At 38.5% G+C, this 13,059-nt stretch carries 9 protein-coding genes; 3 read left to right on the top strand and 6 right to left on the bottom strand.

The window, feature by feature from the left end; genetic code table 11:
• The first annotated feature begins 163 nt into the window (after positions 1-163).
• Positions 164-655, top strand: a complete 492-nt coding sequence (locus VJ937_RS03615; protein WP_324065529.1) for a T9SS type A sorting domain-containing protein — start codon at positions 164-166, stop codon at positions 653-655.
• Between the two features lie 11 nt (positions 656-666).
• Positions 667-2,013 (top strand): bZIP transcription factor, encoded by a 1,347-nt coding sequence (locus tag VJ937_RS03620; RefSeq protein ID WP_324065530.1) that lies wholly within the window; start codon positions 667-669, stop codon positions 2,011-2,013.
• Positions 2,014-2,097: 84 nt separating this feature from the next.
• Here the strand turns inward: VJ937_RS03620 and VJ937_RS03625 are convergent, their stop codons facing one another.
• The 4 genes from VJ937_RS03625 to VJ937_RS03640 form a co-directional block, all read right to left on the bottom strand.
• Complete coding sequence (locus VJ937_RS03625) at positions 2,098-3,177, bottom strand: hypothetical protein (protein ID WP_324065531.1); 1,080 nt, start codon at positions 3,175-3,177, stop codon at positions 2,098-2,100.
• A gap of 13 nt (positions 3,178-3,190) precedes the next feature.
• Entirely contained in the window at positions 3,191-4,195 is a 1,005-nt protein-coding gene (locus tag VJ937_RS03630; protein ID WP_324065532.1) for a transglutaminase domain-containing protein, read from the bottom strand.
• Between the two features lie 101 nt (positions 4,196-4,296).
• Positions 4,297-5,400, bottom strand: a complete 1,104-nt coding sequence (locus VJ937_RS03635) for an alanine racemase (protein WP_324065533.1) — start codon at positions 5,398-5,400, stop codon at positions 4,297-4,299.
• Between the two features lie 94 nt (positions 5,401-5,494).
• On the bottom strand, positions 5,495-5,938 hold the full coding sequence (locus tag VJ937_RS03640) for a GNAT family N-acetyltransferase (protein WP_324065534.1): 444 nt from the start codon (positions 5,936-5,938) through the stop codon (positions 5,495-5,497).
• A gap of 315 nt (positions 5,939-6,253) precedes the next feature.
• Here VJ937_RS03640 and VJ937_RS03645 point away from each other — a divergent pair, with 315 nt between their 5' ends.
• On the top strand, positions 6,254-8,863 hold the full coding sequence (locus VJ937_RS03645; protein ID WP_324065535.1) for a PAS domain S-box protein: 2,610 nt from the start codon (positions 6,254-6,256) through the stop codon (positions 8,861-8,863).
• A 3-nt stretch (positions 8,864-8,866) separates the two neighbouring features.
• On the opposite strand, the gene odhB is transcribed toward VJ937_RS03645, so the two are convergent.
• Both odhB and VJ937_RS03655 read right to left on the bottom strand, forming a co-directional pair.
• Entirely contained in the window at positions 8,867-10,159 is a 1,293-nt protein-coding gene (gene odhB, locus VJ937_RS03650) for a 2-oxoglutarate dehydrogenase complex dihydrolipoyllysine-residue succinyltransferase (protein ID WP_324065536.1), read from the bottom strand.
• Complete coding sequence (locus VJ937_RS03655; protein ID WP_324065537.1) at positions 10,156-12,972, bottom strand: 2-oxoglutarate dehydrogenase E1 component; 2,817 nt, start codon at positions 12,970-12,972, stop codon at positions 10,156-10,158. Before VJ937_RS03655 ends, odhB begins: the two co-directional genes overlap by 4 nt.
• Between the last annotated feature and the right edge of the window lie 87 nt (positions 12,973-13,059).

The following is a 13,059-nucleotide window of genomic DNA, read 5'->3' on the forward strand; positions in this document are numbered from 1 at the left end:
TAATGACCATTAAAATCAAAATTATAAACATATGAACCGAGCCATGACAAAAATTTTGACACACACCCGTATGATTATAATAAAAACTGAAAACCTTGTGTGACGGAAATTTGATACATCATGGCGAGCTCCATATGACCACTAAAATCAAAATTCTAAACATATGAAAACGCTTTTAATCACCACATTGATATTTCTTTGCCATATCAACTTAAGCTCCCAGTCTATTTCTAAAGATGTAATCAGTACTTCAGGGGAAAATTTTGAAAACCAGAACCTGGGGGTAAAGTTATCATATACCCTTGGTGAAACAGTTACCGGCAGCTATTACGATGCACTGTCTGGATTGTACCTGGAGCAGGGATTTCAATCAGGTGCAATAGATAACGGAAACGCCATTGCAGGCCACAGTTTGTCTGATCAGTTGCACATTTATCCCAACCCCTTCAGCAACTTTTTAAACATAGAATTTACAAACAACAATTTTTCAGATTATCAAATCAAGCTATACAATAACCTCGGGCAAATGCAAAAATTATATCAGGTAAGGGGCAAAACAACCCTAAACATGCAAGAACTCGAACCCGGAATTTATTACCTTTTTATAACCGATAACAATAATATATTAAGTCAAACTAAAGTCATAAAACAATAAAATTAACAAATATGAAAAATTTAATGGCTATTATTTTGGCTGTGATTACTCTGAGCACTTATGCACAGCCAAACACATTCAATTACCAGGGCGTAATGAGAGACCAGGATGGGACACTCATGACCAATTCATCAGCCATGCTCGAGTTGTCTGTTTTAGACATGACCGAGATGCCTGTTTACACTGAAACGCATGATATTACCACCAATGATTTTGGTCAATTTTCGATACATGTAGGTGCCGGTGTTCCCGTATCTGGAGATTTTAATTCTATTAACTGGGGTAGCGGCGAATACATGCTTTCAACCTCAGTATCGCTTGATGGAGGAGCAAACTACACTGCACTCGGGGTATCACCAATTTTAGCAGTGCCTTATGCATTGCATGCTGCTAACAGCGCTATGCCCGAAGGCGTACAGGGACAAATTTTAACATTTAATGGTAACAACTGGGTTTCTACTGGTGCTTTGACACTGATGGAAAATAAACTGGCCATAGGGGCTGAACCCGGGATACCAAAACTGCTCATACAGGGTGATGCTTCATATGGAGAAACCGACCCTATTTTTGAAGTGAGAAATAGCCAGGGGATGCCCATATTCTCTGTATACGAAGATGGTGTAGAGATACATATTGACGAATCCTCAAAAAGTGCTAAAGGAGGTTTCGCTGTGGGTGGCCTTACAGGAGGAAAAGATAAAACAGTAACCAATTATTTTAAGGTTGCACCCGACAGTGTGCGCATATATGTAAAAGAAGAAGAAGATATAGGTAAAGCCCAGAAAGGTGGTTTTGCCGTAGGTGGACTCACGGGAGGTAAAAATATTCCTTACAATTTGTTTACAGTTTCGCCCGACAGCACCAGAATATATGTTCAGGAACAAACAGGCAAAGCTCAAAAAGGTGGCTTTGCAGTGGGTGGCCTTACAGGGGGTAAAAGAGGCTCTTATGATCTTTTCAGGCTAACCCCTGACAGTACCAGATTTTATGTTCCGAACTCCGGACCGGATTTTCCAAACCGCAGTGGCTTTGCTGTGGAGGAGCTAAGTACCGGAAAAGAGGGTCAGGGTACCCAATACCTAAACTTATCTTCCCAGGGTATACAAATGACGCATACCAGTCCTTATGAATTTTTGGCCCTTGGCGGTTTTAACGTGATCAGTGGTCAACCACCCGAATTACCTGATACAACAGGTATTAGAGTACTACCGGGAAGCAGCTTTATTGAACCCTACATGAACAAGAAACAAAATCTAAATGAGCAAAGACGCATCATCGAAAAACAAAAAGCAAGAATTGATGAACTGGAAAAACAGGTAAAAGCAATAAAAGAGATGTTGGAAAAACAGCAAGACTAAAAATTGATTACACCACAAAAAACAGGGGTTTCGAAATATTGAAACCCCTGTTTTTTTTGTTATTTATGATGCGAAAAACTAATTTTACAATGTATATATTTTACCATTGTAATAAACACGCCTTTTCCTTCCCTCTCTTAAAACAATAACATCAAAATATAAGTCGAAGCTAACCTCGGGCATGGTACTGATTACTTTTGAATTGCCATTCTCCACAAGCTCTACCTGTCTTTGGCGGTTATAAAAAACAAAATAATTATTGTAAAATTGATAAACTTCAGGAATATAGTCACATACATAAGTCTCAGTACCGTTGTGCATTGCATAAAGCTGATTACCATTTTCGTAAAGTAAGGCCTCCGGACTGTACTCTATTAGTCTGGGTTTTTGGTATGTAAGCAACTCTTTTCCGGTGCCATCCCAGTAGTTAAAATTACCGGATTGGTCTATCCAAACCTGCCAGTTGTAACGGGTTTTAAACCATGTTGGCGGAAAATATTCAAGTGTTTGAATATCTTCGCCCGAGATAAATTCCAGGGCTCCGGTATCGAAATTTTTCACCAATATCCCGTCTCCTCCTGCACTAAATAGTATGCGTTGCTGTGTGAATTTCTGCACATGCATGTCACCTTTCGAAAAAACGAATAGTTGATCGTCTCCGTCGAGCACTGCCAAACTCTCTCTGCCTATATCAAGTGCTTTTGTTTGCAGTGAATAGTGGTTTTGGGCAAAAAGGTAAACTTTGTGTTTGTAATAAATTTTCAGGGCATTATCAAAATCATCTTCAAAAAACAGTATTTCGCCTTTGGTTTTCATCATTCGCACATCGCGCGAAATTTGCTTTGTGATGCCGTCTTGCCAAACATAGAGGTAGTTTGAAATTTTCCATGCAATAAGGTCTTCAGAAGCAACAAAAGAATTTATGCTTTCGGCTACTTCGGTAAGTTTACCGTTATAGTAAACTTTCAGGTCATTCATGTAATCAATATAGGCCACAAAGTCACTCCCAATATGCTTTTGCAACACCTTATTATGCTCCACCTGGTTAAAGTTGCCTTTATCAAAAATAAAAAGCCGGTTTTGATCATCTTCAATTAAAGCCAGTCCTTCGGGTTTTGCAACCAGCGATAAAAAAATCAGCGAAAGAACTATTATATAACGCATAAGCAATTAAAATCTATTTTTTATAAAAGTCGATAAACTTCTCCACATTGGCAATATTTTGTTTCACCATTCTCTTCAAGTCCCGCTCATGAGGTCTGGCAGCTCCGCTCAATATCTCCTCTGCCCTTTTATAGTACTTAAGGCTTTTTTGGGCCAGCTCAAGTTTCTTATCCAGCTCAACGGAACCATCGTTGAGCGGCTTTGAATATGCATAGGCAGCCTGGTTTAGAAGTATTGCAGGTTTATAAACATTGTCATTAAAATAGCGATACATTCTTTCTGCCGAAGCCACTTTTTGTTGCACAGTGTCAAGCTGAATATACGCAGCAAGCGTGTCCCTATAGCTGTAGCATTTTTCTTTGCTCCGTGCAATTTTCAACACTTTGCTTGAATCTTGCAGAAACTCTTTGGGTTTAATGGGGCATGGCAATAGCTGCATTGCGGGATCTTCGGGCAAGTGCTCTGTGACAAAAAATGCCGGATCAGCCATAAAATATTTTTCCTGCATTGCAGGTACATATCGACCCCTCATGTTCAGGTGGCCGGCCCCCCAGGTAGCATCTATCAAATACCAGTCATTGTTTAATAATACAATATTCCATGCATGATCGGAAGTCTCCAGTTTTTTGCGGTTCTGGTATCCATATCCTTTACTGAATCCCGAAACAATGAGTGATTTTATACCAACATTTGATGCCAGTTCCTGAAACAAATTACTGTAACCCTCACATACTGCCCTGCCTTTTTGCACAACACCTATTGCTGTTGAATTAGGTATTTTACCTGATTTAAATGACTTTACATCATACTCTATATTATGTGCGATCCATACAAATATAGCCCGCAGTCTTTCTTCATCGGTGTTACTTTTGGCTGTAATTTCTTCAGCCATTTCAGCTAAATCAACGTTACTTTTAAACTCAAGGGCACGAACATAATTGTCTATTTGTTCATAATTTTGCCCCTGTACAAATGTTGCTGTAAGCAATATGAGGAGAATAGTTTTTAATTTTTTCATTGCGCTACGGTTATGATTAGTAGTAAAATAACGCTCTTTCGACAACTTTTGTTGCCAAATAATCTCTAACGTCAAACGACTAAACTACGAACCTCTATATTCTATTCATCTTCAAATGACAGGTCGATAAATTTAGAATGGAGCAACCTTGCTGCAGCCATATACGAAGGTTTAAAGCAAATGGCATCGTTAATAGAATATTTCTTATTGCCTTTGTCGTCAATATTCTCACCCAAATCATAAACAGTCATGTCAGAGGTCGTTCCCACAAATTTAATTTCAGGATCTTTTGGTGTTAGGTCATGATAGTCGACATCAAGCATACCAAAGTCGACAATTCCCTTGTAGGTAGTCTTATCCAGGTCAACTTCTTTAAAACCTGCAGTGTGGCCAATATTAGCTTCATTAATTATGCCATCGGGCACAATGCCTTTTTCTTCCAGCTCGATAAGGTTGGCATAAAAGTTAAATGTATCTGTAGATAGTTCAAGGAACTGATTATTATCATAAGGACTTGTACCAAAAAAAGCAGCTTCACCTATTCTGAAGTGGTTTATTTCGGGTGGTACATTTCCCTTTTCAAGTAAAGGCAATGTGATTGAACTACCACCGGAAACAAAATCCATCTTTTTATTGAATTTACATTCGATTAATCTTTTGTAGAGTGACAATTGCAGTAGTTTATCGTAGGTAGGCTCAACACCATACATACAACCAAGGTTTGAGCCCAGCCCGATAACCTCAATGTTAGACATTTCAAAAACCCGTTTATAAAAGTTCACAAGGTTGTCACGGTCAATACCTTCGCGCAACTCGCCCATTTCAACCATTAAAATAATTTTGTGGGTTTTCTTTTGTTTTTTTGCGGCCTCATTTAGAGCTACAATGGTATTGTATGATGAATTAAGCGAGATGTCGGCATATTTTACAACTTCGTCGGCATATACTCTGGCCGGAGGTTTAATATAAATGGTTTGAATCTCGGGGTAAACCGCCTTAAGATTTTTAAGACTGGTAAGACGTGAATCACCAACAGAATGCAGGTTTTTCACAATTTCCGGAGTCAGTAGTCTTCTCAAAAACTCACGATCGCCTGAAAAAACCTTCGTTACCAGGCTCCACTTCACATCGTACTGATCCAGATACCGGGTAATGGTTCGTATATTTTTCTTTATTTCGCTTATCTTAATATTCAGATGTGCCATATTTATAATTTTGTGTTTTTGCTATTTATAATGAAAGGCTGTTATTGCAAAAGTTATGCAACAACAGCCTTTTAATTTTTATTTCCGGACAGAATTATTTGTTATCGTACCGCATTTCAGCGTACTTGTTTTTAAAACCAAGTCGCTCGTAAAGTCTTTTCGCCGGATTATCATATTCAACATGCAGTTTCACGTCTCCTTTGGCCTGTTTGAAAGATTCTTTAACAATCTCACCACCAAAGCCTTTTCCTCTGTATTTGGCATCTACTGCAACATATACAAGAATATTTTCCGGAATATATCCTGACATGCCTGTTTCGTTCATAATGAGGCCGCCAACAAGTTTATCTTCATAAAATGCCGCTAATAAAAAGCCGCCTTCTGATTTGGCATCAGAAAATGCATAATCTATTGATTTGTTTATGTCTTCCTTAGGATCTCCAAATCGATCCAGGTGAGTAAACATAAAATCTAAAAACTCTTCTCTACTCGTCTTTTTAAATTCTTCCTCTTTTGTAATTTTTACAATGTCTAACATAAATTAATATGGTTTTAAATTTAGCGTGAGTATAATACTTTTTTTTAATATATCAAAATTATATTTCTGTATATGGCTATAGATAGTAAATAGCGTTTATTGTTTAAATAATAACAAATAGTTTAATTTGGGTATTATTACGTATTTATCAGCTTAAAAAAATGGTCTAATTTGCATGAAATATAATTGTCAAGTTAGCATCAGGGTATATAGAAAAAATAGTCCATAATAAATAATAAAGACCTGCATGTTTCAACAAATATTTTCATTAAAAAATTGTCTCATTTAATTCTCTATTGCGTATAAATCTTAAGCATGCCAGGAAAAACAAACAATATAGAAGAGTTTAAGAAGTTGGCAAATGCCTTTGAATGGGAAATAGATTTGCATAAAAACACAATATGGCTGGAAAAAAATTTCGGTATCCAAACCGGGATAGACTTGGCATCAGAAGTACCTATATCAGATTTCAGCAATTATTTACTACCTCGTTCGGCAAAAGAACTTTCGGACCAAATAATTGCTATTAAAGAAGGCCTAAGAAAGGACCTTAATATTAATTTATCACTAAAGGTTCAGCAAAACAAAATACAAAAAGTTCAATTCAATGGCAGGCCTAATGGTGAGGCAAAACTGATTCATGGAATTGGCATGGCAGGAACCATTGAAGAAAAATCTGCCCTGACTATTGATTTAAGCAATGTATTAAGGCATAGCGAAGAAGGTATAATCATACTTGATGAAAATGATAAAATAATTGAAATTAACCAGGCTGCACTGGGTTTTGCAAGCATTAATACCGAAGAGTTCAAAAATCAAAATATTGGCTGGTATTATAAAGCACTCAATCCTGAGGGAAAGCAAACAGGAAAAACATTAAATTTTAAGCAAAAAAATGAAGGTGACAGCCTAGTTTTACAGCTCAAAGCTGCTAATGAGCGTAAAAAATACCTGAAAATAAAAGAAAAAAATCTTAAAGAAGGTAATGAGAATTATAAAGTCCTTTATATTTCTGATATAACCGCCCAGAAAAAAGCTGAAGCCCGTTCTTTTCTCCACTCTGTAATACTTGAAAAAGCTCCTGTTGCCATAATATTCACAAATCCGGAAGGAGAAATACAATTTGTAAACAAAGCATTTAGCAAAATAACAGGATACAAATTGGCTGAAGTAAAGGGACAAAACCCGAATATTTTGCAATCGGGAACGCATAATAATGCATTTTACGATAAATTGTGGACTACTATAAAATCTGGCAGGGCATGGCAGGGAAAAATGCTCAATAAAAAAAAGAATGGAGATTTATATTGGGAAAGAGCTATAATTACACCGCACATCAGCGAAGAAGGAGACCTCGAAGGCTTTATAAAAGTTGCTGAGGATATTACGACCCAGATTGAAACAAAACAAAAGTTAAAAGAGAGTGAAACCAGGTACCGGGATGTATTTGAAACTGCCGGTGTGGGCATTATTTATATTAATAAAGAAGGCAGGGTTTTAGATGCCAATCAAAAATTTAATGAACTGCTTAATACCAATGAAGAATCGCTGATAAATAAAAGTGCACTAGAACTAATAAACAATAAATTACCCAGGCCACTGGCTAAAGAATTACTCTCTGAGTTATTTCATGTGTTAAAAGGCAACCGCATCAGACCAAGAGCTATTCAGGTTTATGATAAATTCTATGAAATACAGTCCGACTATAATCCAACGCTAGAGAGTAATATCGGCATAATACGCGACATTACAGATAAAAAAATTGCAGAACAGAAGCTTAAAAAAAGCGAAGCCAAATACAGGTACCTGGTAGAGAATATGAATGATGGTTTGGCCATAACCAATAAAAACAGTGAAATAACATTCATGAATCCCGCTGCTGAGCAAATCTTCGAGGTACAACCTCATCAGGTTGGTTCGAAAACGTTGAAAGATGTCGCCACGCCAACTTCACAAGAAATAATATCGCACGAAGAAGAACAGCGAAGAATGGGCAACTCGAGCACCTATTACATTGAAGTAATAACAAGAAAAAACAGTAAAAAGAATCTGGAAATCAATGCCTCGCCAATCTATGATACTGAAAAAAACTTTAATGGTTCTTTTGCAATAATAAGAGATATCACCGAGAAGCTTAAAGCTGAAATGGAGATTAAATCAGCCAACAGTCAGTTGAAAAACATCAATAAAAAACTCCAGGAGCATGCAACTGAGCTCGAAATGGCAAAAGATAAGGCCGAAGAAAGTGAAAAACTAAAGGGTGCTTTTCTGGCCAATATAAGTCATGAAATACGCACACCTATGAACGGAATTGTAGGTTTTGCCCAATTGGCTATGAATTCAAGCCTTAGTAATGAAAAACGCAACAGCTATTTACAAATCGTCTCAGACAGCACCATGCAACTTGAATCGGTTGTAATGGATATTATTGATTTATCTAAGATTGAAAGCGGGGAATCAAAGTTCAGTAAGAAAACAACTGATCTGAAAGAAATTATTGACAGCATATATGATTTTTACATTGCTGAAGCACGCGACAAAGGTCTTGAGTTCAATTTGCAATATGAAGGCGATATACCCAAAATTAAAACTGATCCGATCAGGTACAAACAAGTAGTAAAAAAGCTAGTACACAATGCCCTGAAATTCACACCCGAAGGCTTGGTATCTGTTTCTGCCAAACTGGAAAAAACCAGCATTACAATTATTGTAAAAGATACAGGAATTGGCATCCCGAAAGAATACTACGACATTATTTTCGAGCCTTTCAGGCAGGTTGAGCAAGCCATGAAACGGCGTTTTGGCGGAACCGGACTGGGCTTAACCATTGCCCGGGAAATTGCCAAAAATCTAAGCGGTGATATATCTCTTCAGTCGGCCCCCGGTCAAGGCAGCACCTTTATTTTTCGCCATCCCCTGAGCTAACTTTTACAGCTCTAATAACTGCTCATTGGCATCGCCACCACTAAGCAACATAACAGGATTTTCAATCAGGTCTTTTATCATTTTCAGAAAGCCTACAGAGCTTTTTCCATCGATGATTCGATGATCGTATGACAATGCAATGTACATCATGGGTCGCACTACCACCTGTCCGTTTATGGCAACAGGTCTTTCCTGAATATTGTGCATGCCCAATATACCTGCCTGTGGCGGATTAATGATAGGTGTAGACAACATCGACCCAAAAATGCCTCCGTTGGTTATAGAAAAAGTTCCACCCTGGAGCTCTTCAATGCTTATTTTGCCATTTCTTGCCTTTGTGGCCGTTTCTGCAATATCCGATTCAAGTTGTGCCAGTGACTTATCGCCTGTATCGCGTATTACTGGGACCATTAAACCTTTGGGTGTTTGCACAGCAATACCAATATCGGCATAATTGAAATATACAAGCTCATTATCATCGATCATGGCATTTACCTCAGGAAATGATTTCATCGCTACGGCAGCTGCCTTTGTGAAAAATGACATAAATCCTAACTTGATGCCATGTTTCTCAGTGAATTTTTTCTGGTATTTTTTTCGCATATCCATTACAGCCGACATGTCAACTTCATTGAATGTGGTCAGCATGGCTGTTTCATTCTTAACTTTTACCAGTCGCTCACTAATTTTTTTGCGAAGCGATGACATTTTTTTCCGTTCTGTTGAACGCTCACCGGCGGGTTGAGATTCTTTTGTATCTGGAGATTTGAGTCCTTCAATACCTCGTTCGGTTGTTTTTTTATCTAAACGCGCAAGTCCCTTCAATACGTCATCAACCGATACTTCATGTGCCTGCATAATTTTATCGGCAACAGGTGTTGTTTTTACTTGACTGTGTTCTTCATCAACAGTTTTCACCTTGTCTTTTGAAGGTGCCGGAGTTTTATCATCAGATTTTTTTTCCTTATTTTTCTCCTTCTCCGATTCAGATTGATCATCCTGCACATCGGTTTTGTCACCAGTAGAAGCATCAGCCTTACTATCAGTGGCCTGATCAGCTTTACTGGTATCGATAGTACATGCCACACTTCCAACTTTAATACTTTCACCCTCAGGCGCTTTTATGGCAATCTCGCCGCCTTCTTCAGCGGTTAGCATTAATGTGGCTTTATCCGACTCAATTTCGGCAATTTCCTGATCTTTTTCGACAATGGCACCATCTTCAACAAGCCATGAAGCTATTTCGACTTCAGTTATAGATTCTCCTGGTGTTGGGATCTTTATATCAATAATCATAATACGTTGTGTTTTCGTAATTCAAGAATATAGTCACGCTGTTTTTTAATTTCTTCTCGTGCTTTACCTGTCACACATTGCAATCCGCAATATTTATTATTCAACTCACAAGTGCAGGGTTTAAAAACTTTATTGATAATCTCTTCCTGTTCTGTTTTATGTATTGCGGCAAGACCTGTGGCCGGACTACCACTTCTGAGTCGGGCTACTACCTGAAGCGGGATATCGGCTATTTGATCGCGCACATACTTCCAGGCCCCCATATTCTCAGGCTCCTCCTGCACCCATAGCCATAACAGGGTATTTGGGTACTTTTCGATTATTTTTTGAACCTCCTCTTCCGGGAAAGGGTGCAGCTGCTCAATTCGTACCAGTGCGATATCGTCCACATCCAGCTCTTTTTTGCGAGCAAGTAAATCGTAGTAAATTTTTCCACTACAAAATACTACACGCGATACCTTTTGGGGATCGTTATGGTCATCATCAATTACCTCCTGGAAACTCCCGTTTGTCATTTCGTCAACAGATGACACACACTCTGAATGTCGCAGTAGGCTTTTTGGAGTGAATACCACAAGTGGCAAACGGAATTTTCGGTGCATTTGTCTTCTTAACAGGTGGAAATAGTTTGCCGGGGTTGTAGGATTCACAATTTGCATATTATTCGATGCGGCCATACTTAAAAAGCGCTCCAAACGTGCGCTGGAGTGTTCGGGCCCCTGCCCTTCGTAACCATGAGGCAACAATAGCGTTAACCCATTTTTGAGCCCCCACTTCTCCTCACCTGAACTGATAAATTGGTCAATAATGACCTGGGCAGCATTGGAGAAATCGCCAAATTGAGCTTCCCAAATGGTAAGTGTATCCGGCGAAGCCAAAGCGTATCCATATTCAAAGCCCATAACCCCGTATTCAGAAAGCAAACTATTGTAAATCTGAAAATCTTCAGGATTAGAAGTCATTTTACGATGCGGTGTGTAATGCTTTTCGCCATTGACATCCATAAAAACAGCATGTCTGTGCGCAAAAGTTCCCCGTACACTATCCTGCCCGCTAATGCGCACTCTATAATTCTCTTTAAGAAGTGTAGCATAAGCCATCAACTCGCCCATTGCCCAATCCAACCTGTCGTTTTTGATCATCTCCTTGCGGTCGTTGACAATTTTAATGGCTTTCTTAAAAAATTTAAGCTTCTGTGGCAAACTGGTGAGTTTTTCACCCAGCTGAAGGAATTGTTTTTTATCAAATGATGTATCTATTTGATTTTTAATGGACTTCTCATCCGGGTAAGGATATCCTTTCCAGTCTTCTTCCAAAAAAAGTTTAATGTCCAATGATTCTTTCTTCCTTGCTTCCTCAAATGCATTGTCAAGCTTTTTATTGAAATCGTTTTTAATCTGTGTCAACTCATTCTTGGCAGCTATCTTCTCTTCAACCAATTGTTGCTCGTATATTTGTCTGATATCGGGATGTTTTGCTATGATGTTGTATAGTTTAGGCTGTGTAAACCTTGGTTCATCGCCCTCATTGTGCCCGTATTTCCGATACGAAAGAATATCGATAAAAATGTCGGCATGCCATTTCTGGCGGAATTCCATTGCCAGATTAATGGTATTAACCAACGCCTCAACATCATCTCCATTCACATGAAATACAGGGCTTCTTGTAACCTTAGCCACATCGGTTGAGTAAGTGCTTGAACGCCCATCAAGGTAATTGGTAGTAAAGCCTACCTGATTATTTATTACGAGATGAATGGTTCCCCCGGTTTTATAACCAGCCAGCTGCGACATCTGAATAATTTCGTAAACCACACCCTGTGCAGCAATGGCGGCATCACCATGAATCAGAATTGGAGCCACCTCATTATAATTTCCATTATATTTTTGGTCTATTTTAGATCGTGCAATACCCTCTACTACACCACCAACAGCTTCAAGATGCGATGGGTTTGGTGCCAGATTCAGCCTTACATCTTTTCCCTGATCGGTCGTTACTGTATTTCCATAACCAAGATGATATTTAACATCGCCAAGGCTTATCCCTTTTTCGTATGATTTACCTAAAAACTCCCGAAAAATATTGGAATATGGTTTTTTCAGAATATTGGAGAGCACATTCAGGCGGCCACGGTGCGACATTCCAATTATAAACTCCTTTATACCTTTTTCGGCACCATTTTCAATAATTGAATCCAATGCGGGAATAAGCGCCTCTGCTCCTTCCAGCGAAAAACTCTTTTGACCAATAAACTTTTTATGTAGGTATTTTTCAAAACCCACGGCCTGTACCAGATGCTTATAAATATGCTTTTTCCTATCAGAACTGAATTTAGGCTGGTTCCTGGTACTTTCCATTCTTTTCTCAAGCCAGTCTACAACCTCCGGATGCCTTATGTATTTATACTCAACTCCAACATTATCGCGATAAGTTTCGTTTAGATGCGCTATAATATCTTCGAGTTTCGAAGGGCCAATACCAATTAAAGTACCGGATTGGAAAACAGTGGTAAGGTCGGATTGCTCCAAACCAAAGTTCTCCAGGTCTAAAGTCGGACGATACTGTCGTCTTTGCCTTACGGGATTAGTTTTTGTAAACAAATGTCCCCTTTGCCGATAGGCATGTATAAGGTTTATGACATTAAATTCTTTATTGGTTATTTCAGTTTCGCCGTATTGCTTGCGTGAAAAATCAAAACCTTCAAAAAAATGCCGCCAGGTTGATTCTACAGCATTGGGGTCTTCAGTATATTGCTGGTATAATTCTTCAATTGCATTTAAATCTGCATTACCCAGAAATGAGAGCTTATCCATATGTAGTATGAAATTTAACTTTTTTCTAGTAACAAATGAGCGTTTCCAATGTTTGTTTCCGAAGACAAAAAGAAAAGCTGCCCCATA

The sequence above is a fragment of the Salinivirga sp. genome (assembly GCF_035268865.1).
Taxonomy (GTDB): Bacteria; Bacteroidota; Bacteroidia; order Bacteroidales; family Salinivirgaceae; genus Salinivirga.